This is a genomic window from Streptomyces sp. NPDC031340 (assembly GCF_055569945.1).
The window spans coordinates 20,172-42,735 of the sequence record NZ_JBVIIE010000061.1 but is presented as its reverse complement, the minus strand read 5'-3'; the positions used below and the strand labels follow the sequence as shown (position 1 = coordinate 42,735).

Below are 22,564 nucleotides of genomic sequence, written 5' to 3'. Positions count from 1 at the left end.
TCACGACGGCGAGGTCGCGCGAGCGGGGCAGGATGGGATGGGTTGTCGTACATTCCGCGGTCCACGGCCCCGAAGGCCGGTCCCGCCGCTCCCTGCCGGACCGCGCGCAGGCCGGGGAGCGGAACATCGGAGCTGAGCATCACTCACCAGGCGCAGGACGGGCGCAAGGAGCAGTCCCGAAGGCCGTCCGGCGAGGGAAGCGTCACTGCGTCCTTCCGGCGCGGGCTTCGGCAGCGCCGAGGGGCGGACCGGCTCGTGGCACCGGACGGCCGCGGTGGCCAGGCGCCGGGCGGCAGCGCCCTGCCCGCGCACGGGCGGCGGGACGCACCGGACGCCGCTGCCCGGCGCACCGGCTGCACCGCCGGCGCGTCGGCGGTGAAGCCGGGCCCCCGCACGAAGCCGGCGGTGTGCCTCCACGATGGTCGGGCACCCCGGCTTCCGGCCGGTGCGGCGCGGGGGCATGCCGGGCCCCCGGACGGGGCCCGGCGGTGCCTGCCAGGAACTAGGCGGCCTCCCTCATGCGGCTCGCCACCAACAGCCACTGCCGGGGCGGCAGGACGTGTCCGGCCTCGCAGGAGACATGGCTGGGCACCCGGTCGCCGGGCGTCGGCAGTACGCCGTACAGCGCCTCCGCACACCCCGGCTGCGTGCACTGGCCGAGCGGGAGCCTGCGCGCCCGCCCCGGCCCGAACAGCCCGCTGAAGGCGGTGCGCAGTTCGGTGAGCTCATCGTCGAAGTGCACACCCGCGGGATGCTCGGCGAGCCACGGCAGTTGCTGCCCCAGGAACCTCACCAGAGCGCCGACCTCCGTCCCCGCTGGACGGGAACCGGCGCCACCGCGCTCTTCCACGACGAGCCGTGCCCATTGGGCCAACACCTCGGCCGCCTGGGCCCGCAGCGCCACGACCCGTTCGTCGAGCACAATGCCGGCGGTGCTGCGGCTTCCGCTCACCCGCTCGCGCAGCACCGGCGGCGCGGGGGCCAATGCCTGGCCGCTCTCCTCGTACAGATCGAGCAGGGTGCGCAGTTCGCGGCCCATCCGGTCCACGCACTCGGCGCAGATCCGGCCACAGCGCAGCACGCAGTCCCTACTCGCGTGAACCTCGGTAGGCGGCTGTCGCTGATCCATTTCAATCCCCCGAATCCCTGGTGTTCCTGCGACTCACTCCAGTCTCGCGGTGGGTCGCGGTCCGGTTCAACGCACGCCGGTTCAGGGTTCCCACAAGCATCCGCAGCCGTGTCAGCGGACTGTCAAGTCCGTGTCAACTGCGGGCCGCGGAGGGTGCCACGGCGCCCCCGGCGGCCCGCTCGCCGGGGGCGCCGTGGCCGGTCAGGGCCGACCGGACCCCGTGCCGTGCGCGACGGCCGGCCGAAGGCGGCTGGTACGGGCCGGAAGGAAAAGTCGGCCGACGACCTCGCCGGCCCGCCGCCCGGCCGGGGACGGCGTCTCCGCGTCCTTCCGGCGAGCACACGAGGAGGTCGCCCCGAGGGGCGGGCCGCGCCCGTGGCGGGTCTGCGGCTGCGGCTGCGGCTGCGGCTGCGGCTGCGAGAGGCCTCGCCGGGCAGCCGGGCGTGGTCGCACGCCGTGGGGGCCGGTATGCGGAGCAGTTGGTCTGTCTCGCCGCGCGGATGCCGGAGCGGGCCGCGACATGCACTCAAAGGGCCTTCGCCGGGCGCGGTGCCTGGCAGCCGCCGGGAAACTCACACAGCCGCCTCAACAAACAGACATGTCTGATTGTAAAGAGGGCGAGAGACAGCCCTCTCTTCTTTCTGCCCGAAAATTTTCGGACAAATAATCCGAAAACAAGGGTGTTCAGGTTCCGTAAAGACCGAGAGGAGGAAGTTGGCACAGGGGCGCTGATGTGAAACAGGCAAGATTGTATGATTCCTGCGGGACACTAGCGGAAGAGAAGGCAGGTGCGAGCTGGTGCAGGCACGATCCGAGCAGACGCGTCAGGCCCTCGTCCGTGCCACCGCCGAGCTGATCGCGGACGGCCGGCCCTCCGACGCCGGGCTGGTCAACATCTGCCGCCGGGCGGGGGTGAGCCGGGGAGCGCTGTACCACCACTTCTCCTCCACCGCGGCACTGGCGGCCGCCGTGTACGAACAGGCCCGCCACCGGCTGGAGACACTGACCGAGGAGGCATTCGCGGGCCCGCTGCAGAACGCGCCGGAGCGTTTCACGCTCGCGCTCGGCGAGGCGATGCGCACCGAGAAGGTCGTCCGGGCGGGCATGCAGCTGGCCGCCGACGGCTCGGCGGACCCGCCGCGGCTGCGCGACGAGGTGCTGGCAGTGGTGCGCGAACGGATGGTGGCGACGCAGGCCGAGGACCGGGCGGAGGACCTCGCCGACCTGACCGTCGTACTGGTCGCGGGCATCGAGACGCTGGGCCGCACGGATCCTGGCTGGTGGACCGGCAAGGCCTCCCACCGCCTGTGGGAACTGCTACGCCCACTGTTCGACCACAACGACCCGGGCCAGCGTCCGGTCGGCACGGCGCCTCCGGCCCCGAAGACGTGAACGGGGGCGGCGAGCGCCGGGCTGCGGCCGGGCGGGCGGCGGGAGGCGGAGAGCGCAGGACACCGCGCGGTGCGCTGCCGCCGTCAGTCCGCCGGAAGCATCGTGCGCAGTCGGCCGATCAGGCCCGGGGTGGCGACACCCGGCAGGAGGAACTTCCAGAAGACGCCTATCCGTTCGGGCAGATCCTCGCGGTTGGTGAAGGCGTGGGACATGATCTGCAGGCCGGTGAAGGAGCCGACGACGGTGGACGCGACCTCGTGCACATCCACCCCGGGCAGCACCTCGCCCTGCTTCTCCGCCTCCTGCAGCAGAGCGAGGACAGCGGCCATGGACTGCTCGTAGGTGGTCTGCGGCGGGCAGCTGAAGGACGTCTGCTCCGTGGTCAGGCGCACGCTGGCGCGCAGCACCGGGTCGTGCTGGAGGCGCTGGGCGAATTCGAGCGTCAGATCGATCACCGACTGCAATTTCACCGGCCGCTCCGGCGGCTGCAGAGCCTCGGCGTGAGCCTGCACCAGGGCCAGGGCGATGGCTTCCTTCGACGGAAAGTGGTGATAGAGGGAGCCGCGGGTGAGTCCGGTGCGAGACAGGATCTCGTTGGTGCTGGCGGCATCGTAACCGCGTTCGTCGAAGACTCGGGCAGCAGCTTGCAGGATCGACTCTCGCGATCGCTTTCCGCGTTCCTGTTGAGCCATGGTGGATCCTTACGCTAGCCCGCGATTTTTAACAGACCGTTTTGTATTATATTGTAACGTAGAGATCATCAGCATGACTTACGGTCGCGGGCGGATTTGCGCGTTCGGGCGGCGGACGGGGGGCTGAGCCGGGCTCGACGGACGGCCCTACGGCCGCCCGAACCGGAAGCCGACCCCGCGAACGGTGATGATCCAGTCCTTGGAGCCGAGCTTGCTCCGCAGGGTGCCCACGTGCGTGTCGACCGTGCGGCCGCGCGGCGACCATGCGTCGTCCCACACCTGGGCCATGATCTGGCGCCGCGGGATCACGGCGCCGGGCTGCGACGCCAGCAGGTACAGCAGGTCGAATTCCTTGCGCGTCAAATTCAGCGGCTCGCCGTGGAGGGTGGCCACCCGGGCCCCCGTGTCGATGCACAGCGGTCCATGGGTGATGATCCCGGCGACCGCCGGGTGCGCCGGTTGCGAGCGCACCCGCCGCATCACCGCCTCGATACGGGCCAGTAACTCCCGGAAACCGTACGGCTTGACCAGGTAGTCGTCCGCACCCGCCTGCAGGCCGAGCACGCAGTCGAGTTCCGAGCCGCGCGCGGTGACCGCGATGACCGGCGTGTCACTGACCGCCCGGATGCCCCGGCACACCTCCAGGCCGTCCAGATCGGGCAGGTCCAGGTCGAGCAGGATCAGATCCGCTTCGCGGTGCCCGCGCAGCGCCTGGGCGCCGGTGGTCACACCACTTGCGGCGAAGCCCTGCCGCGCCAATCCCTGCAGGAGCACACCGGCGGCCCGCTGGTCGTTCTCGACGACCAGGACGTTCAGGGCGCCCGACGAGACCGGGCCCGAAGGGCTGACCGCGTGCCGGGACGGTTTGACAGGGCCGTGCGGGCGGTGGCGCCGCGGCGACGGATTACGGAGATCCGTGTACTGCCAGTTCATCTGCTCCCCCTGGCACAACCACGTCATCACGGACTGGGGCTCACGGCGAGACCATACCAAACAGACTTGTCTGATTGTCAACGCTGCACGGTGCCCGCGACCGCCGCCGACGGCCCCCGCTCTGACCTGCGGTGCCGCCACCCGCAAAGGCCCGGGACACCCGGCCGCCCGCTAAAGGAAGGCTAAATTGTCGAACAAGAAACAACCCGCGTACGCACCGGAACCATACGACTCTGCACGCTTCAAAGCTGACAAACCAGAACGAGTCACAGCGTCCCGTCGGCCGGGCGGAACATACGTGGCCCGGGCAACCAGATCGGGCTCTTGCCTCACCGGACCGACATGTCTGTATCTTGTCGCAGAACGTCGGTCACGGGGGAAGGACAGCCGACGTACGGTCTGTTTTGCCCCCTGCCCTGAACCTGACAGGAGCGCTGCACATGCCGTACCTCACCGACAAGGCGCTGACCCCGAAGACGCTGCGCCCCGGACTGACCACCACGGTGCCGCGCGAGTACGTCCACCGCACGGCAGTCTCAGAGGTCCTCCTCACCGGTTGGGAACATGCCCCCGCCGGCCCCGACGAGCACCACGGTTTCCTCGTCAGGGCCCAATGGCCCCGCTGCCACGCCCTGTTCGCGCCCGGCCGCGGCTACCAGGACCCGATGCTGCTGATCGAGTCAGTCCGTCAGGCCGGATCCCTGCTCGCCCACGCCGAGTTCGACGTCCCCTTCGGCCACCAGTTCCTGATGTCGGACATCTCAGTCGACCTCGAACCGGAACTGCTTGCCGCAGACCCGGTCCCCACCGACATCCAGATGCACACAGCCTGCCGGAACGTCGTCCGCCGCGGCGGCCTGCTGCGCGAGATGCGCTACGACACCACCGTCCTGCGGGAAAACGGCGCCCGGGCCACCGCCACCGCCGCGTTCCGCTGCATGAGCCCGGACATCTACCAGCGCCTGCGCGGCCGGCGCCCCACCACCACCGACCGCACCCCGCCGCCCGCCGTCGACCCCGCGACCGTAGGCCACAACAGTACCCAGCACGTGGTCCTCGGCCCCAGATCCCCAGAGCACCCTCACACCTGGGAACTACGCGTCGACACCACCCACCCCACCTACTTCGACCACCCCGTCGACCACATACCCGGCATGCTCCTCCTGGAAGCCGCCCGACAAGCCGCCCACGCCTCCGCCGGCCTCCCCCGCGCCGTACTCATCGGACTCAAGAGCACCTTCACACGCTACGCCGAACTCGACGAACCCTGCTGGATCACAGCACACTGCCGACCCCACAACACCAGCCACAACGACCTGCTGATACACGTACACGGCACCCAACGACGCAAGACCGTCTTCACCGCCGACCTCACCGTGCGGCCCCCCGCCTGACCCGGATCTGCTGCGTCATCGTGTGACAGTGGGGTCTGTATGGCCAGAGCTGCGGGTCGGGCGATGACGGTCTCGTATTCGACGGGATCAATCGGGCCGGGCGTCTCCGGCGCCGGAACCGGTGGTCGGTGCGCCCGTTCCAAGGCCGCGATCGCAATCCGCAGCTCCTGGCGGGTGGTTTCGTCGCCGCGCAACCGTCGTCGGCGCAGCACGGCTGACATGCGCGAATGCAGCCAATGCAGCAGATTCGGCGGGCCGTCGGCGCGGTCGTCGGCTCAGCGGTGGGTGACGCGCTGGGCGGCCCCTTCGAGTTCGGTCCCCCGGGAGCGTCTCCGCGCGGTTTCCCACGCCCGGCGCCGGTGGCGAGATGTGCGGAGGCGGTGGCTGGGACCCCGGCGAGGCGACTGACGACACGCAGACGGCCGTCCTGGTCGCGGAGTCGCTGCTGGAGCGGGGCGGACTGGACCTGCCGGACGTCTTCGCCCGCTTCCAGCGGTGGGCGGCAGCAGAACCGAAGGACATCGGCCTGCAGACCGAGGACGTCCTGACCAACGGCATTCCTGGGACCTCGCCGCCGCGACCCATTTCCAGGTCAACCAGCGCGCAGCGGGAAACGGTTCCTTGACGTGGGCATCGGCCTCCGCGGTCCACTTCGCGGCCGCCGGCCAGGACGCCACCATGGACGCGGCCCGCCGCATCGCCGCCCTCACCCACGGGGACCGCGCGGCCTGGGAAGGCACCGCCATCTTCCACGAACTCATCCGCGTCACCTTCGAGGACACCGCCCCCCTCGCCGCGCTCCCGGACATCCTCGCTCTCGTCCACCCGGACCACCGCGGCCGCTACGCCACCGTCCTCGCCCCCGACTGGCACCCCGACCGGGCGACCGAGTTCAACGGCGCCGTCTGGCCCTTCCTGGGCTCCGCCGCCTGGGCCCTGCGCACCACCAGCGGCTTCGAGGACGCGATACGCGCGGCGATCGACCTCGGCGGCGACACGGACACCGTCGCCGCGGTGACCGGAGGCCTCGCGGGCGCGTACTACGGACTGGACGCGATCCCCGCCCACTGGACCCAGCCGCTCCATGTCCCCCTCCCAGGATTCGACGGACGGGTGCTGCGCCTGGCGGACCTGCTCCACCTTGCACACCGACTCGGAGGTTGAACCCGGGTCTCATCCCCCGGCCGGCCGGCTGACAGATGAGCAGTGGCACGGCGAAGTCCCCACCTCCGGCAGCTCGACGCGGCCGGTTTCGTCGAGGAGGACACCGAACGCGGCAACGCGCGAGAGCGCTGGTGGCGTTCGGTGCACCGGACCACCTGGTTCAACGATCCCGAGCTGGCCGAGCGGGAACCCGAGGCCGCACTGGCCTACCAGCAGTCCATCGCCGCCATCTACACCCTGCGCACGCAGCAGACCCTGAACGGGCTTCGGACGATGCCCCGCGCATGGCGGGACAACTTCGACATGAGCGACTGGTCCCTGCGGCTCACGCCCGAGGAAGCCGCCGCCCTGTACGGGGAGTTGACGGAAGTCATCGCGCGCTGCCGGCGAGACGCGCCGGAGACGGCGGCAAGTGCCCCCGAGGGAGCCGAACGGGTCGTCGTGATCACGCAGATCCTGCCCGAACTCGATGCGCCTGCCGCGTCGCCGCTCCCTTCCGGCCCTCAGGAAGAAGAAGGAAGCCCGACGTCATGACCGACGACGCCCCGGAGCCCGACGGCATACCCGGCAAGAGGTCCTTACGCCCGCTGGGCGGGGTGCCGGCGGCCATGGCCGTGTCGCTGACCGGCACTCGGATATCCGTTGTGGCACTGCCCTGGTTCGTCCTCATCACAACCGGCAGCGCCACCCGGACCGGACTGGTCGCCTTCTGCGAGATGACTCCCTACGTGGTGGTCAAGGCGTTCACCGGACCGCTGGTGGACCGGATCGGGCCGCGGGCCGTCTCCTGGAGCACTGATCTTGCCAGCGCTCTCGCCGCCGCCGCGGTTTACCTGTTCCACGCCCTGGACCTGCTGTCCTTTCCCCGTCTGCTGGTTCTGGTCGCGCTGATCGGCGCGGCCCGGGGTCCCGGCGACCTGGCCAAGGAGGTGATGGTCCCGGAAGCGGCCGAGCGCGGCCGGTTGCCACTGGAGCGGGCCACCGGTCTGGCCGGTGTGACTGAGCGGCTCGCCTCCACCGTGGGCCTGGCGGTCGGCGGATCCCTGGTGGCGTGGCTGGGGCCCCTGACCGGGCTCGCCGTCGACGCGGGTTGCTTCGCCCTCGGGTCGCTGATCATCAAACTCGCCCTGCCTCGCGGCATGGGGCACACGGTCGAGGAAGCCGCCTCGCCTGCCGGGGGAACGGAACCGGGTTACTGGCGGCGGTTCGGCAAGGGTTTCACCTTCCTGCGTGGCGAACCGCTGCTGCTCAGCGTCATCGTCATGGTCGGCATCACCAACCTGCTGGACGCGGCGATCACCTCGGTGCTCGTACCCGTCTGGGCAAGGGAGTCCGGCAACGGCCCGACCTCGATCGGCCTGATGGGCAGCGTCATGGGGGCGGCGGCGGTCGGCGGGAGCCTGGTCGCCGCAGTGGTCGCGCACCGGCTGCGGCGGCGGAAGGTGCTTCTCACCGGGTTCCTGCTGGCCGGGGCACCGAGGTTCCTGATCCTAGCCGTCGGTGCCCCGTCGGGGGTGGTACTGGCCGTCTTCGTGGTCAGTGGGTTCGGTGCCGGCTTCGTCAACCCAGTGCTGGGAGCCGTCCTCGTCGAGCGGGTGCCGCGCCGGATGCTGGGCCGGGTCAACGCGCTCGGTGACTCGCTGGCCTGGGCGGGCATCCCTCTCGGCGGGCTGGTCGCGGGAGCGGCGGTAACCGCCTACGGACTCGTGCCGGTGCTGCTCGCCTGCGGCACCGCGTACTTCCTCACCACGAACCTGGCCGGACTGCGGCCGGAATGGCTCGAGATCGACCGTACGCGTGGGCGGCGCGTCCTGAAGCCGCACTGCGAGGAAGACGTCTCGAACGACAGCGCACATGCAGTGCCATGACCCTCCGGGGGACGGTGTACGACATCGGTCATCGCCTGCGCCCCGATGAACCTCGTGACACCGCCGAGATGTTCTCCGCCCGGGAGCTGCCTTGATGGAACTGGACCATGCGGTGAAGCCCGCCGTACAGGAGCCGGCGTCGGCACCCGGGCTCAGTGCGGCCTCGTTTCCCCTGGTCGTAGGCATAGGGGCACCTCCCCACCGGAAAGCCGGAGAGGTGTCAAGGCAGTCCTTCCGGCGGCAGCGACAGGTGTCGCAACGGTGCCCCGGTCAGCGCTCCAGTGCGGGCAGGTGGGCCAGGCCGGTGTCGAGCATGATGCGGTCGACGGTCTCGCGCAGGGCGCCGGCGTCGCCGATGACGGTCTCGATGCCGCCGGGCAGTAGATCACGCTCCCGGTACCACTCGTGCAGTCGCGTCTCGCTGACGTCATCGGAGATCGGCTTCGTGGCGTACCGGGCTACGGTTTCACCGAACGGCACATCCAGGTAGTAGCAGTGGGTCGGGCCGCGGTGGTCGGCGCGCAGCGCCGCGAGCATGTCGCCGTAGTGGTCGGCGTGGAGGATGCCTTCGACCACGACATGGAAGCCCGCGTCCAGGGCCTAGCGGGCGGTCAGGTCGATCAGGCCGATGTTCGCCGCTCCGGGCCGGTCGCGCTCGCGCAGCACGATGCGGCGAAGGTTGTCCTGGCCGACCAGGGCCAAGCCGCGGCCGAACCGCTCGCGCAGGCCGGCCGCGACGGACGACTTCCCCGAGGCGCTGTTGCCGCACAGGACGACCAGCCGGGTTTCTTCAGTACCCACCATCACGACCCTCACGCTACCGACGGCCAAGGGCGCCGCCCGGACGACCGTCCAGGAGTTGCAGGACGATCACCGCCGTCACCCGGCAGCTGCCTGAGCCTGCGGCGACCCGGCTCCAGCTGGGTGGCTTCGTCCACGACAGCGCCGCCGCGAGGAGCGGAACAGGTCCGTGGGGACAAGAAGGCCGGCAGAGCAGGCCGGGCAATGCCGGCACGGCCCGGCCGCGAAGGCGAGAGCCAGGCCGGACAGGACCGCGCGTGGGGGCGAGCGGTCTAAGCCCGAGCGCAGGAAGGCGCCCCGAGCGACTGCGCCGACCGTGGAGGACAACCCCATCGAGGGCCGGTTCGATAGCACGAACTCGCCGCTCGAACACCGGCATCAGGAAGCGATCTCGGGGTGTGCGGCGGACAGCCGGGATGCCTTCGCGGCGGTGCTCCGGGCCGCGGCGCGGGCTGCGGCGTCCGGGAGAGTGTAGGCGAAGACGGCGGTCGCCGCCGCGACGGCGGCCAGGGCGAGGTAGGTGTACTGGTAGGCGGAGACCGGCGGGTCGGCGGCCGCCGACGTGGGGGTGCTCAGGACGAGGGCGGTGGTGACCGCGACCGGCGCCAGGGCTCCGCCGGTCTGGCGTACCACGGTGTTGAGCGTGGACGCCTGGGCCAGGTCGTGGCGGTCGATGTTGGCGAGCGAGGCCACCGTCGTCGGCATGAAGACTCCGCCCATGGCGATGCCGAGCAGGAACATGTAGACGCGGAAGGTCCACAGGCCGGTGTCCTGGTCGCAGGTCGCGAACAGCACGAGGACCGCGGCGACGCCGGCCAAGCCGGACCCGATGATGATCCGTGGGCCGACGCGGGCGTAGAGGACTCCGGCGACCTGGACGGTCAGCAGGACGCCGAAGGCCTCGGGGAAGGTGCTGGTGCCGGACTCCAGGGCGGTGCGGCCCTGCGCCTGCTGGAGGAAGAGCGGGCCGAGGTACATGGCGCCGAGGATCGGGACCAGGCCGACCAGGTTGATCAGGTTGGTGTCACGGAAGAGGCGGTCGGCGAACAGGCGGAGCTTCAGCAGCGGTTCCGCGGCGCGCAGTTGGTGGACGGCGGTGGCGGCCAGCAGGATCGCGCCGAGGGCGAGGGAGACGAGGACGGCGGAGGAGGACCAGCCGCGGTTGGGGCCCTCGGATATCCCGAACATCGCGGCGCCGAGGCCGGCGGCGCTCAGCAGCAGCCCGGTCAGGTCGAAGCGGCCGGGGAGCCGCCCGCGGTGTTCGGCCAGGAACAGCAGGCCGAACAGGACGACAGGGAGGCCCACCGGGACGTTGACGTAGAAGACCCAGCGCCAGGACAGGTGGTCCACGAGCAGGCCGCCGAGGACGGGGGCGGCGGCCGGGGCCATCTGCTGCGGGATGATCATGTACCGGGAGATCCGCACCTGGTCGGACGTGTTGAAGGTGGCGAAGAGCAGCGCGGCGGAGGCCGGGAAGAGCACACCGGCGGACAGGCCCTGGAGCGCGCGGAAGGCGACGAGCTGGACGAGGTCGGCGGCCAGGCCGCACAGCAGGGAGGAGCCGAGGAAGGCGGTGAGCGCGGCGAGCAGGACGCGCTTGCCGCCGAAGCGCTCGACGAGCCAGGCGGAGGCGGGGATCGTCATGGCCAGGCACACCGTGTAGGCCACGACCACCCCGTCGAGGGCGGCCGTAGTCAGCTGGAACTGCCGGGCGATGGAGGGGAGCGCCACCGTGGTGATCGCCCCGTCGACGATCGCGATGAAGGTGACGCTGACGCACATCACGGGCACGACCAGCCGCTGGCTCAGCCGGAGGGAGCGCGGCGGTCTGCGGGAGCGGGAGGAAGGAGACTGCGACACATGCTGAGCATACTCACTATGTTCGTACTCATAGAATCGGTTTCACGGCGGAACGCGCGACGGGGAGCGGCACATGGCAGTGCAGGGCAGCAGTGACGTCCTGATCGACGAGCTGTACGACACCACCCACCGGCTGCGCCGCTTCGTGGAGGCCCGACTGCGGACGAGCGGGGCGTCGGTGGCGCGGCTGCGCGCCATGCGGATGCTGGCGCGCAGCGAACGTCCACTGCGGATGCGGGACCTGAGCGAGATGACGGGCGTCGCGGCGCGCACCGCGACCAGCATCGTCGACAGCCTGGAACGGGACGGTCTGGTCGAGCGCGTGCGTCACCCCGAGGACCGGCGCGCCTTCCTGCTGCGGCTGACCGACGCGGGCCGCGCGTGCCACCGTGAGGCGGAGGAGGTGGACCGGCTCGCGCTCGCCGAGGCGACGGCCGGGCTCAGCGCCGAGGACCGCGTCCGGTTCCGGGCCCTGCTGGCCGTCGTCCGCGAGGCGACGGCCGGGCAGGACTGATCCCGGCGGGACGGCCGCTTCGCCCCGGCCCGTCAGGATCGAACCGGGCCCACGTCCGCCACCGTCCGCCGCCGTCCGCCAGCCACCACATCCTCGACGATCAACGCCGACTGCCCGGAAAACACCACCTCCATAAGAGAGTTGGCCTCGTCCCACCTCGTGATCGCAGCCAGGCACGCAGCGTCACGACCGGCTGCGGAACACAGGCCCGTTGATCGGACACTCCCCCGCACCCCCGGTTGCTGCCGTCGAGTGATTTGTCTGACCGCATGCATGTCGCTGGGCCGTGGCACATGGTCCGTGATCTATCCATGGCTCGCGCGATGCATACCGGTGCGTCGTTTCCGGCGGAGTCAGAGGAGCGGGTCATGGGCTCGACCGTGGCAGGCAGCGACGGGCAGGGATTGCCCGAGAAGGTCAAGGGCTTGATGGGCGGGCTCACCGCCGACCTGATGGACCTGGTGGGCGTCCGGTCGGTCTACGAACCGGACCACATGACGGACGTGCAGGAAGCCGCCGGCCGCGCGGCGAAGCTGCTGGCGGGCGCGGGCCTGACCAAGGTCGAACTGCTGGACATCAGCGGCGCGACGGACGGCACGGCGGCCCCGGACGGGGAGGTGACCAAGGACGCGCCACTGGTGTACGGCAGCTACCGGCGCCCGGACACGGGGGCCAAGGCGCCCACGGTGCTGCTGTACGCGCACTACGACGTGGTGCCCACCGACGAGACCCAGTGGGAGGAGGCGTTCAAGCCGGAGAAGGACCCGGACACCAACCGGCTGAAGGGGCGCGGCGCGGCCGATGACAAGTCGGGCGTGATGATGCACGTCGGCACGCTGCGGGCCTTCGACGGCAAGCCTCCGGTGAACCTGACGGTGGTGCTGGAGGGCGAGGAGGAGTCCGGGCGGGGGTCGCTGGAGGCGTACATCCAGGCCCACCCCGAGAAGTTCAAGGCGGATGTGATCGTCATTGCGGACGGCGGGAACCACCGGCTGGGCGAGCCCACCCTCACCACCTCGCTGCGCGGCTTCGTCGCGATGAACGTCACGGTCACCACGCTGGAGCACGGCACCAAGCACAGCGGCATGTTCGGCGGCCCGGCGCCGGACGCCTTCATGGTGCTCGCGCGCATGCTGGCCCGCCTGCACGACAACGACGGCAACGTCGCCGTCCCCGGTCTGGTGGCCGACGTGTGGGACGGAGTGCAGCCGGCCGAGGAGGAATTCCGCGCCGACGCCGGAGTGCTGAAGGAGACCAAGCTGATCGGCACCGGCTCGCTCGGCAGCCGGCTGTACACCAAGCCGTCGATCAACGTGGTCGGTCTGACCTCCAAGCTCCCGCCGCACGACAAGCCGGTCAACCAGCTGATCGACACGGTCACGGCCCGGATCGGCATGCGGATCGCGCCCAGGGAGGACCCGAAGAACGCCGCACAGCGGCTGCGGGAGTTCCTGGAGCGCGTCGATGTGAACCCCTGGCGGGCACGGGTGGACATCTCGTGCGACGCCGACCTCGGCCGGGGGTTCACGGCCAAGACGGACGTGCCGAACTTCCAGGTCGCCAGGGAGGCCCTGGAGAAGGCGTACCCCGGCAAGACGACGCAGTCCGCCGGGCAGGGCGCTTCCATCCCGCTGGTCAGCCTCCTGCAGGCGAACAACCCCGAGGCGGCGGTGCTGGTGCTCGGCTGCGAGGAGCCGCAGTGCCTCATCCACGCCCTGCACGAAAGCGTCAGCCTGGACGAGCTGGAGCACATGACGCTCGCCCAGAGCTACCTGCTGGACCTGCTCGGCGCGCTGGGGACACCGGTCGGAAGCGGCACCGACGACACCCGCGTGCCGGTGGCCACCTCGTCGTACTCCTGACCGCCCACCAGTTGCGCCCACCGATCCCGCCAGGAGCCGCATCATGACCGATCAGAGCACCACGACCCCCCGCTTGCGCTACGCCGAAGCCCTGGAGCGCTACCAGTCCGACTTCGACCTCCTCGACGCCTCCGGCACCTCGACCCTGGCCGCTTGGTTCCTCGGCCCCAAGGCCGAGAACCAGTGGCTGCTGGAGGACCTGCTGCTGGAGGCGGTGCGCTCGCACGCCGCCGACCGCCGGGAGCTCTACCCGGACGACCCCGCCTACGTCACCGACGAGATGAAGGCGACGGACGCCTACGAGCACGACGTCAAGCACCTGCGCGCCGAGTTCGACACCCTGCTGAAGTCCCTGCGCGGCTCGGTCCCGGCCTACAGCTACCGCTTCCAGGGGCACATGAACTGGGACCTGACCATCCCCGGCATCGTCGGCTACTTCGCCGCCATGCTGAGCAATCCCAACAACGTGGCCGCCGAGGCGTCACCGGTCACCACGCTGCTGGAGAAGGCGGTCGGCCAGGACCTGTGCCGGCTGCTGGGCTACCCGGACGAGGGTTCCTGGGGACACATCACCTGCGACGGCACCGTGGCCAACCTCGAAGCCGCATGGTCGGCCCGCAACCTCACCTACCATCCCGTGGCCATCGCCGAGGCGATCCGCCGGGAGTCCGACCTCGCCGTCGCCCGGAACCTGACCGTGCTCCTGCCCGACGGCAGCGAGCACCGGCTCCTCGACCTCACCCCCTGGCAGCTGGTCAACCTGCCGCCGCAGACCGTGCTGGACCTGCCCGCCAGGATGCGCGTCGCCTACCACCTCACCGATGCCCAGCTGGCCCTGGTCAACAAGCACACGATCCAGCAGCTCGGCTACGACACCTTCCGCGCCTATCTCAAGGACGAGGTCGCGCCCGGGGTGATCCTGGCGCCGGCCACCATGCACTACTCCTGGCCCAAGGCGGCCGCCGTGCTCGGCATCGGCCGCGGCAACGTGCGGACCGTCGACGTGGACCTCGACGCACGGGCCACCACGCAGTCGCGCCGCGAGCTGCTGGACGACTGCCTGCGCAACCGTCGGCCGGTGCTGCTGGACGTCGCCGTGATGGGCAGCACCGAGCTCAGCGCCGTCGACCCGCTGGCCGCCATCCTCGAGCTGCGCGAGGAGTACACGAAGAGGGGCCTGTGCTACCCGGTCCACGCCGACGCGGCCTGGGGCGGCTACTTCGCCGCCGTCAAGCGGCCGCCCCGGCTCGCGCCCGCCGGCTACACCAGGCCACGGATCACCCCGGACCTGGCCATGAGCGACTACGTCAACGAGCAGTACGACGCGCTGCACGGAGCCGACTCCATCAGCATCGACCCCCACAAGGCCGGCTACATCCCGTATCCGGCCGGGGGCCTGTGCTACCGCGACAAGCGGCAACGGGACCAGGTCGCACTCGGCGCGGCCTACCTCGACCAGGGCGGGTTCGACGCCAGCGTCGGCTTCTTCGGCATCGAGGGCTCCAAACCCGGCGCGGCGGCGACCGGCGTCTACCTCAGCCACCGGGTCATCAGCAACGACGCCGCAGGCTACGGACGCATCCTCGGCCAGGCGCTGTTCAACAGCAAGCGCCTCTACGCCGCCGTCCGCACCATGGCCCGCCCCGACGACCCCTTCACCGTCACCACCGTCCAGCGACTGCCCGCCGAACGCGCCCAGGCCGGTCCGCAGGACGTCGAACGGCAGATCGCCTACGTCCGCGACCACATCGTGCCCAGGAGCAACGAGGAACTGCTCCAGGACCCGCAGGCCATGGAGCTGCTGAGCGAACTCGGCTCGGACCAGATCATCATCGGTTACGCCTTCAACCCCGTCGTCGACGGCAGGCCCAACACCGAACTGGCGGTGGCCAACGAGCTCAACCACCGCATCAACCAGCGGCTCAGCATCCTGCCGAGCGCCGTCGAACCCCGGATCCCGCTGCCGGACGAGCTGCCGCCCCTCATCCTCACCGGTTCCGAGTTCGACCCCGCCGTCTACGGCAGGCCCTTCGTCGACGACCTCCGCACCAGGCTCGGCGTCCCCACCCGCGCTGACGCCGCCGACCGGGATTTGCCGGTCAAGTACCTGATCTCCACCACCATGGACCCCTGGATGACGGACACCGCCACGGGCGACTTCATCCCCCATCTCATCGACGCCCTGCGCAAGACGGTCGTGCAGTGCGTCGACGACATGCAGCGGGTTCTCTGACCCCCATGCCGTCGAACCGGAGCCGCCGGCCACCCCCGGCGGCTCCGGCCACCCCCGGCGATCATTGCCTGGGGACGCGCCACGGACGCGTCCTCCGTGCAGGCAGGGACTGCGCCAACCCTCCCGCTGGCGGGGATGAGGGGAAGCGTCGGCCGACTGGTACGGGAGGCCTCCTGCAGGCCGCGTGGGCGTGCCAAGTGCCGACGAGGCCCTGCACCTGCCTTGTGTGACATATCGCCCGATTGGGCCGGGCTCGGCCATTAGTGGCTGAACCAGGCATCGGGAGTGTTGTCAGTGGGGGCAGGCAGGATGACGGGCATGACCACACCAGTTGCGGTGATCGTGGATGCCGCCGCCTACGCGCAGGCGGTCGAGGACGCGGTGAAGGCGTCGGCCGCCTACTACGCGGGCGGAACGTCGGCTTTGGACGATGACGGCTACGACCGGCTGGTGCGAGGCATTGCCGAGTGGGAGGCGGAGCATCCTGATCAGGTGCTGCCCGGCTCTCCGACGGGGAAGGTCGCCGGCGGCGCGGTGGAGGGCGATGTCCCGCACACGGTGGCGATGCTGAGTCTGGACAACGTGTTCTCGCCGGAGGAGTTCACCGCCTGGACCGCGTCCCTGGCCCGCCGAATCGGCCACGAGGTCGAGCGGTTCAGCGTCGAGCCGAAGCTGGACGGGCTCGCGGTCGCCGCCCGTTCCTGCAACCCGACGAAGCCGTCGACGTCGACGGTGGTGGTGAACTTCGTCGGCGTCTGCATGGTGCCGGTGGTGGCCGGCAAGGTGTCCGCGACCCGGTCCACGGTGACCACGCAACCGGCGACGCCGGACAGATCGGCGGGCGTCGACCAGCCAAGAGAGGCGGCGGGGGCTCATCCGGCGGCGAGCACTCGGCCAGGACCGTCCGCGACTCCGCCCAGCACCTCACCGACCAGCAGAGCCGGCAACGGTGAGTGGCCGGCACGTGTGAATGGCGAGCCCAACCACCCGCTGCCCGTGGGGAAAGGCTGTACGGGGCTGGAGGAACGGCTCCCCCTCCGAGGTGGCTGTGCCCCGGCGGAAGACGATTCCCGCGGTACGGGTGCGGTGGGGCGCCCGGTGATTGCTCGCGCTATCGCGTGACTGCCACAGTGACGTCGTAGCGGCCTTGGCCCGGCGGGCATCGCATGGCCTCGCCGCACGCATGGCGTCGGGCGGTGACGTGAGCGGTGCCGGACCCGAGGACGGTGAACCGGGCGGAGGAGATTCCACAGCCGCGGCCGGGCGGGCAGGTGCCGGTGGTTGTGGTTCCGCCGCCGACGGGGGCGAGCACCCGCGGGCTCGAGCTGGTGGGGGTGGACCAGTAGGCGCTGTGCAGGCGCACCACGATGAGCGTGCCGACGGTCGCCCGGACCATCCTTCCGCGCTGCCGTTCGTCGAGGACGACCGACGGGGTGGCGGATCCGGACGGCCCGGCCGACGCGGAAGACGGCGACGGCGCGGGAGGCGGCGACCCGGCGGAGCCGGACGAACAGCCGCCCAGGGTGCCTGTCAGGGTCGCTGCGGCCAGCGCGGCGATCCCGGCATGCAGCACGCGCCGGGCGGGGCACGAGCGGATGACTGACGGGAACACGGGTCTTCCTCCGGTGGATGCCGCCCCGCGTGGGCGCCTCTAAGCGGGGGTGGGGGGGGGGGGGGGGGGGGGGGGGAGAGGGGGGGGGGGGGGGGGGGGGGGGGGGGGGGGGGGGGGGGGGGGCCCCCCCCCCCCCCCCCCCCCCCACCGTACGGCGTGACAGGTCAGGAGACCGTCACGTCGTCGTAGTAGGTGTAGGTCGCGTCACCCGCGTAGTTGTCGTCCTTGTTGGTGAGGGTGAGCGTGTAGGTGTGGCCCGCGGTCACCGTGCCGGAGACCTGTTTCCAGCCCGCGCCCTGGGTGCAGGTCTTGCCCAGCAGCGTCGTGGTGGTGCCCGCCGTGGTGTCCTGGAGGGTGGCCGTCGCCCAGTCGTAGGTCACCGTGTCCGGGCAGGTGACGTTGTACCAGAAGGAGATCTTGGTGGTGCCGGACGGGGCGGTGAAGGACTGGGAGACCGAGGAGGTGTTCGTCGGGCCGGTGGAGCCCACCGTCGCGCCGTAGCTGCCGCTGTGCGCCGCCGAGGTGGTGGCGGAGGCGGTGCCACTTGTGGTCCAGCCGGACAGGCTGCCGGTCTCGAAGGTGCCGTTGGTGAGGCTGCCGGTGCCGCCACCGCTGCCGCCGACGATCGCGTGGGTGATGGCGCAGTTGTTGGTGTCGTTGGACCAACTGGCCTGCTCGGCGAAGGTGCCGGTGCCCATCGTGACGTTGGCCGCCCCGCCCGTGCTGCCGGGCGAGATCCAGGCGCATTCGTCGGCGTTCTCCTGGCCGTCGTACGAGCTGCCGGTGTGGTTGGTCCAGCCGCCTGCCGGGTTCTGGTCGGACATCATCTCCTGCCATTCGTGGCCGAGCGTCATCGTCCAGCCGTCCAGCGTGCCGGGCGAGTTGACGAAGCCGACGCCGCAGCCGGAACCGGAGTCCATGTTGTACGGCTGGTTGCTGAACGCGATGTCCCCGTAGGAGGAGGACACGGGACCGCCGGAGAGCGTGCTGTCGCCGTTGTAGTCGTGCCAGGCGCAGTACTGGCCCTGGTAGTTGTCCGGGTTGGTGTTGTGCGGCGAGAGGATGACGTAGTAGGCGTCCCGGTTGGACGCGGCGGTGGTGTTGCCGAAGTGTCCGGCAGCCTTGACGGCTTCGGCGCCGAGCTGGTGCCCGGTCGCGGCACTCGGCGAGGCCGCCGAGTTGTCGTACCACACTCCGGACAGCACGCCGCCGCTCTGGTACGGGATGAAGTCAGCGTTGGACGGGCAACTGGTGGCGCCCGCGGACACGTTCGGCCCGTCACACCACTGGGTGAGATCTGCGGACCACCGCTCGTTGCCGGTGCCGATGTCCTTGAACATCTCCTGGGCGACGGGAGCCGCGCCGTCGGGGTCGCCGGAGAACGTGGCGTCGCCGCTGCTGTTGGTGCTCTGCGTGCCCCACTGCGAGCCGTAGAAGACCAGGTAGACCTTGGAGTGACCGCTCTGGACGCCGATGCCGTCGACGCCGCCGCCGTAGGAGAGCGTCTGCGACCCGGTCGCCGCGGTGGCGGCCGGCTGCTTGGCCGCCCAGGACTTCATCTTCGCGTTCCGCTGGATGGTCGGTATGACACCGTGCCGGTACGGATGCTGGTAGGCCGGGCTGTAGGGGTTGTGTCTCGCCGTGTGGGCCGCGGCCTGGGTGGCTGCTGCCGCCTGAGGGATGGAGGCGACTACCGCACCGGTGAGGAGGGAAAGCGACGCGAGACCGGTCAGGGTTGCTCGGACTGCGCCGCGGGTGTGGGGATGACCCATGGGTGATGGGAACCTTTCTGGCACGAACCTCCGCCGTCGGTGCGGCGGGGTGAGCTGCATGGGGTGTTCGACGAGGCCATCACCCGTCGGACTGGCTCCGGCCGTCGACTGACGCCGGTTTCGTGCCGGAACAGGAGCAGGGCTCCGAGCGGTGCCGGGCGACTGCACGGGGCGGTGCCCGGCATCTGGGGAACTCACGCACGGCGTTGCGATCCGCGAAGGAACTCACGTTCTGGACCGGACGAATGAATAGGCAGTGAGAAGGGGTTCGCACTGCCACTTTCTTGCTGGCCGAATTGGTGATGACCTGTCTGACGCGGAGAAGCAAAGCAGAATTGACGGGTCCTGGTCAACGGAAGTGCAGAGCCTTTACACAGGAAGGCGAGGGCCGTCGGCCCGAAGTGGTGGTTATGACATCGGGTAGCCGCCGTCGAGTCTGATTCACCATCAAATTATCGCAGCTCAGGGCCAGTTGACGTCCATGCCGGACGACGGGGCGGGGTCATTCTGCGCGCCTCCTCGGCGCCGTTCTCTGCACAACACGCCCCCGATGCCGACCAAGTTCGGGAAAATGCTCGTCCAAAAAACGTTAATCAAAGCTCAATTGTTTGTCATGGTCACTATTCGGATTCCCTCTGATGCGCCAAAACTGCGTCCCGGGGCCCGGGCATACCGGTGAGCACCGGCTTCGTACCCGAGGCGGGACCTGGCGGGTGAGTCAGTCCACTTCCAGGAGCGGGCACAGGGGCTGCGCGGGTGACCTGCGGCGCATTCCACGACGTCGTAGTCGGCGCATGTCCCGGCTGCGGCGGGCTCGGCGCTGCGACTGCCGGTGCTCGCCGCGCGCCACGCCGCAAACGGGCCGCCCGATCAACCCGACGTGTGGAGGTAGCAGATGACGGCCGGACCCCCTCGACGGGGCAGCGGGTCTACTGCTCATCCGCATGCCGCAGGGAGGCCGAGCGGCAGCGCGAGCATGCAGGCGACGCGTTATCGGCGTACGGACTTTTCTCCCCAGTTGCGTGCGGACGAGTGTCCCCAGCTCTGGCCGCAGGCAGCGGCAGCACCGCAGAAGGTCTCGGTTGAGATCGACGCCCCGAACAGGGACACTCGCGCGATGAGCCACCGACGAGGCCCTCGGGGGCCGGTACTTCTGGGTTCGGACGGCCTGACTCTGGAACCTGCCGCCGTGCCGGGGCTGGGCCAGTTGGTCGCGGAGCAGCGGCAGGGCCGGTGCCGCGAGGGCTCCTAGCCTCGATCTTGGGTACAAGTGGTCCTCGCAGGACGAGACAGAGCGGCAGGCCGCGGTGCGCTACTGGAAGCGGATGATCGAGATCACCACCGAGCTCGAATGCCCGCTGATGAACTCGGAGTTCAACGGCCGCCCCGAGCGCACCGCGGAGAGCGAGGCGGCCTTCTGGCGGTGCTTGGAGGAACTGCTGCCGCTGTTCGAGCGGGAGGGCATCGCGCTGATTCCGGAGGCCCACCCGGACGACTTCTGCGAGGAGAACACCCCGGCCGTCGAGCTGGTCCGCGCGATCAACAAGCCCTGGGTGAACTACCTCTACTGCGCGCCGCACTCCTTCCACCTCTCCGGGGCGGACCCGACGGCGGACATCGCGGCGATGATGCGCTACGCGGGCGACAAACTGCAGCACGTGCACATCGCCGACTCCGCCAACCACAAGGACTCGTCGGGCATGTGCTACATCCTCAACCCGTCCGGCACCCCTCGAAGCCTGAGCTTCGTGCCGCTTCCCCGGCGGTCTGTCTTGATCCACACAGACCGCCGGGCTGGTGACGTGGGCTGTCACACACCTTCCGAGTCAGCAGCCCACATATCTCCCACCTGCCCGGTTACCTGGCGGTTGGAGGGCGAGCGCGGTGTCGGGTAGCAAGTGCGGGCCCTCGTCGACGTCGCCGACGAGGGCCTGAAAGCGGGCTGCCGGAGCGGAACCCGCGTGGACAGCCTCCCGATGGATGACCCGCTCGATCACGCCGTGCCGTCGCCGACAGATGCGCTTTCCCGGCTGGTCGAACAGGCGGATCAGCGCAGTCCGGCGAAGAGATCGTTCTCGGGTACGGCCGCGCCGGTGGGGTCCTGGACCCGTACGAAGGTCTCCATGCCCATCAACTCGCCGAACCTCTCCTTGCCCATCTTGAGGAAGAAGATGTTCTCGCCCTGACTGGCATGCGCGGCCAACGCGTCGAACTTCTGACCGCTGAACGCGGTGGCGTCCACCCACGTGGTGATCTCATCGTCGGGGAGGCCGATCTCGGCCATCGCCGCGGCCTCGGCAGGATCCGGCTCCGGCATGTCCTCATGAAACTCGCGCATGATCTCACCGAACCGCTGCATCATCGATCGGGGCATGGTGGTCCAGTACACCTTCGGCGCCAGCGCGGTCATCTCCAGCGCCGCCATCGTGATGCGGTGTGCCTGGATGTGGTCGGGGTGTCCGTAGAAGCCATTCTCGTCGTAGGTGACGACCACATCAGGTTGGTAGTGCAGCATGAGCTTTGCGAGTCGGGCCGCGCCTTCCCGCACGGGGGTCTGCCAGAAGGATCCGGGGGCGTCGTTGCTCGGCCAGCCCATCATCCCGGAGTCGGCATAGCCCAGCATCTCCAGAGCGCCGATCTTCAAGACGTCGCGGCTCGCCTCGAGTTCTTGACGGCGCATCAAGGCGACGGCCGCCGGATCGTGCCCGGGATCGCCCGGCTTCACACCCCCCGGTCCGTCACCGCAACTGCCGTCGGTACACGTCACGAGAACCGTGCGGATGCCTTCTGCCGCGTACCGCGCGAGGACCCCTCCGGTTCCGGTGGCCTCGTCGTCGGGGTGGGCGTGTACTGCCATGAGCGTCAAGGGCCGGTCAGTCATCAAGCAGTCCTCCTGCACAAATTACGTCTTGGTCCGAGTGCGCGGCGGGCGTACCGCGATCCCGGGGTTCGGATCCTGCGGGGACGGGCGCCCCTGTGGTTCTGCGTGTCCCCCGCCTGCGCGGCGCCCGTCTCCCAGTCGATGCAACCGTCCCGACCCGACCGGCTGTTCCCGGCGCGGTCGCTTGGCCTTCCACGCGTTGACGTCCCGCCACTGCCCCGATGGATCCGGACACCGTCGACCTCCCGGAGCCGGGGGACATTGAGCAGGCCGCCGCCCGAGCTCCGGCCATGACGGCCCAGGCCCCGGCCCGGGCCCCCGCAGGTCACAGCATTGCGCAGAGAGTTCCCCGGTACATGAGTGGAAGTGAATGGGACGGCGACGACGGTGGCCACGCATTTCGCGCGCGGGTGACCACGGCGTCCCCACCGGCCTGGGTGTGCCGTCTCATGACGTT

General features: G+C 70.1%; 13 protein-coding genes and 5 pseudogenes. 10 read left to right on the top strand and 8 right to left on the bottom strand.

Annotated elements, in window-relative coordinates:
• Positions 1-502: 502 nt before the first annotated feature.
• Complete coding sequence (locus ACZ5GT_RS33840) at positions 503-1,081, bottom strand: hypothetical protein (protein ID WP_469034051.1); 579 nt, start codon at positions 1,079-1,081, stop codon at positions 503-505.
• 846 nt (positions 1,082-1,927) lie between these two features.
• Between ACZ5GT_RS33840 and ACZ5GT_RS33835 the strand changes: the two genes are divergently transcribed.
• Positions 1,928-2,521: a TetR family transcriptional regulator gene (locus tag ACZ5GT_RS33835; RefSeq protein WP_398277906.1), complete on the top strand. Its 594-nt coding sequence runs from the start codon at positions 1,928-1,930 to the stop codon at positions 2,519-2,521.
• A gap of 83 nt (positions 2,522-2,604) precedes the next feature.
• Here ACZ5GT_RS33835 and ACZ5GT_RS33830 read toward each other — a convergent pair whose 3' ends face one another.
• Positions 2,605-3,213, bottom strand: coding sequence for a ScbR family autoregulator-binding transcription factor (locus tag ACZ5GT_RS33830; protein ID WP_469034047.1), 609 nt, complete (start codon positions 3,211-3,213; stop codon positions 2,605-2,607).
• Positions 3,214-3,360: 147 nt separating this feature from the next.
• On the bottom strand, positions 3,361-4,146 hold the full coding sequence (locus ACZ5GT_RS33825) for a response regulator transcription factor (protein WP_469034045.1): 786 nt from the start codon (positions 4,144-4,146) through the stop codon (positions 3,361-3,363).
• Positions 4,147-4,586: 440 nt separating this feature from the next.
• Here ACZ5GT_RS33825 and ACZ5GT_RS33820 point away from each other — a divergent pair, with 440 nt between their 5' ends.
• From ACZ5GT_RS33820 to ACZ5GT_RS33805, 4 genes and pseudogenes are all read left to right on the top strand, one after another.
• Entirely contained in the window at positions 4,587-5,540 is a 954-nt protein-coding gene (locus ACZ5GT_RS33820) for a ScbA/BarX family gamma-butyrolactone biosynthesis protein (protein ID WP_469034042.1), read from the top strand.
• A 355-nt stretch (positions 5,541-5,895) separates the two neighbouring features.
• Positions 5,896-6,704 (top strand): annotated as a pseudogene (locus ACZ5GT_RS33815) (ADP-ribosylglycohydrolase family protein); the annotation flags it as partial.
• 54 nt (positions 6,705-6,758) lie between these two features.
• Positions 6,759-7,238, top strand: a pseudogene (locus ACZ5GT_RS33810) (ArsR family transcriptional regulator); the annotation flags it as partial.
• Entirely contained in the window at positions 7,235-8,572 is a 1,338-nt protein-coding gene (locus ACZ5GT_RS33805; protein WP_469034040.1) for an MFS transporter, read from the top strand. The pseudogene ACZ5GT_RS33810 and the gene ACZ5GT_RS33805, both read left to right, overlap by 4 nt.
• Before the next feature lie 270 nt (positions 8,573-8,842).
• Here the strand turns inward: ACZ5GT_RS33805 and ACZ5GT_RS33800 are convergent.
• Both ACZ5GT_RS33800 and ACZ5GT_RS33795 read right to left on the bottom strand, forming a co-directional pair.
• Positions 8,843-9,376 (bottom strand): annotated as a pseudogene (locus ACZ5GT_RS33800) (AAA family ATPase).
• Between the two features lie 375 nt (positions 9,377-9,751).
• The gene (locus ACZ5GT_RS33795; protein ID WP_469034066.1) at positions 9,752-11,155 is read right to left on the bottom strand and encodes a DHA2 family efflux MFS transporter permease subunit; all 1,404 of its coding nucleotides are present in this window, start codon (positions 11,153-11,155) and stop codon (positions 9,752-9,754) included.
• A 151-nt stretch (positions 11,156-11,306) separates the two neighbouring features.
• Between ACZ5GT_RS33795 and ACZ5GT_RS33790 the strand changes: the two genes are divergently transcribed.
• The 4 genes and pseudogenes from ACZ5GT_RS33790 to ACZ5GT_RS33775 all read left to right on the top strand — a co-directional run.
• On the top strand, positions 11,307-11,747 hold the full coding sequence (locus ACZ5GT_RS33790) for a MarR family winged helix-turn-helix transcriptional regulator (RefSeq protein ID WP_469034038.1): 441 nt from the start codon (positions 11,307-11,309) through the stop codon (positions 11,745-11,747).
• A gap of 368 nt (positions 11,748-12,115) precedes the next feature.
• The gene (locus ACZ5GT_RS33785; RefSeq protein WP_469034037.1) at positions 12,116-13,609 is read left to right on the top strand and encodes a M20/M25/M40 family metallo-hydrolase; all 1,494 of its coding nucleotides are present in this window, start codon (positions 12,116-12,118) and stop codon (positions 13,607-13,609) included.
• Positions 13,610-13,652: 43 nt separating this feature from the next.
• Positions 13,653-15,842, top strand: coding sequence for a pyridoxal phosphate-dependent decarboxylase family protein (locus ACZ5GT_RS33780; protein ID WP_469034034.1), 2,190 nt, complete (start codon positions 13,653-13,655; stop codon positions 15,840-15,842).
• A 318-nt stretch (positions 15,843-16,160) separates the two neighbouring features.
• Positions 16,161-16,541, top strand: a pseudogene (locus ACZ5GT_RS33775) (NAD-dependent DNA ligase LigA); the annotation flags it as partial.
• 412 nt (positions 16,542-16,953) lie between these two features.
• Here ACZ5GT_RS33775 and ACZ5GT_RS33770 read toward each other — a convergent pair.
• Complete coding sequence (locus ACZ5GT_RS33770; RefSeq protein ID WP_469034032.1) at positions 16,954-17,454, bottom strand: hypothetical protein; 501 nt, start codon at positions 17,452-17,454, stop codon at positions 16,954-16,956.
• A gap of 164 nt (positions 17,455-17,618) precedes the next feature.
• Positions 17,619-19,226 (bottom strand): hypothetical protein, encoded by a 1,608-nt coding sequence (locus ACZ5GT_RS33765; protein WP_469034030.1) that lies wholly within the window; start codon positions 19,224-19,226, stop codon positions 17,619-17,621.
• A gap of 1,259 nt (positions 19,227-20,485) precedes the next feature.
• On the opposite strand from ACZ5GT_RS33765, the pseudogene ACZ5GT_RS33760 reads away from it, so the two are divergent.
• Positions 20,486-20,956: pseudogene (locus tag ACZ5GT_RS33760) on the top strand (sugar phosphate isomerase/epimerase family protein); the annotation flags it as partial.
• A 317-nt stretch (positions 20,957-21,273) separates the two neighbouring features.
• On the opposite strand, the gene ACZ5GT_RS33755 reads toward ACZ5GT_RS33760, so the two are convergent.
• On the bottom strand, positions 21,274-22,107 hold the full coding sequence (locus tag ACZ5GT_RS33755; protein WP_469034064.1) for a PIG-L family deacetylase: 834 nt from the start codon (positions 22,105-22,107) through the stop codon (positions 21,274-21,276).
• Positions 22,108-22,564 lie beyond the last annotated feature (457 nt).

Excerpts from the sequence above, each read along its gene's own strand:
- ACZ5GT_RS33780 (WP_469034034.1), top strand. The coding sequence starts at position 13,653 with ATGACCGATCAGAGCACCACGACCCCCCGCTTGCGCTACGCCGAAGCC.
- ACZ5GT_RS33755 (WP_469034064.1), bottom strand. The coding sequence starts at position 22,107 with ATGACTGACCGGCCCTTGACGCTCATGGCAGTACACGCCCACCCCGAC.
- ACZ5GT_RS33820 (WP_469034042.1), top strand. The coding sequence starts at position 4,587 with ATGCCGTACCTCACCGACAAGGCGCTGACCCCGAAGACGCTGCGCCCC.
- ACZ5GT_RS33790 (WP_469034038.1), top strand. The coding sequence starts at position 11,307 with ATGGCAGTGCAGGGCAGCAGTGACGTCCTGATCGACGAGCTGTACGAC.
- ACZ5GT_RS33805 (WP_469034040.1), top strand. The coding sequence starts at position 7,235 with ATGACCGACGACGCCCCGGAGCCCGACGGCATACCCGGCAAGAGGTCC.
- ACZ5GT_RS33765 (WP_469034030.1), bottom strand. The coding sequence starts at position 19,226 with ATGGGTCATCCCCACACCCGCGGCGCAGTCCGAGCAACCCTGACCGGT.
- ACZ5GT_RS33785 (WP_469034037.1), top strand. The coding sequence starts at position 12,116 with ATGGGCTCGACCGTGGCAGGCAGCGACGGGCAGGGATTGCCCGAGAAG.
- ACZ5GT_RS33830 (WP_469034047.1), bottom strand. The coding sequence starts at position 3,213 with ATGGCTCAACAGGAACGCGGAAAGCGATCGCGAGAGTCGATCCTGCAA.
- ACZ5GT_RS33795 (WP_469034066.1), bottom strand. The coding sequence starts at position 11,155 with ATGTGCGTCAGCGTCACCTTCATCGCGATCGTCGACGGGGCGATCACC.
- ACZ5GT_RS33825 (WP_469034045.1), bottom strand. The coding sequence starts at position 4,146 with ATGAACTGGCAGTACACGGATCTCCGTAATCCGTCGCCGCGGCGCCAC.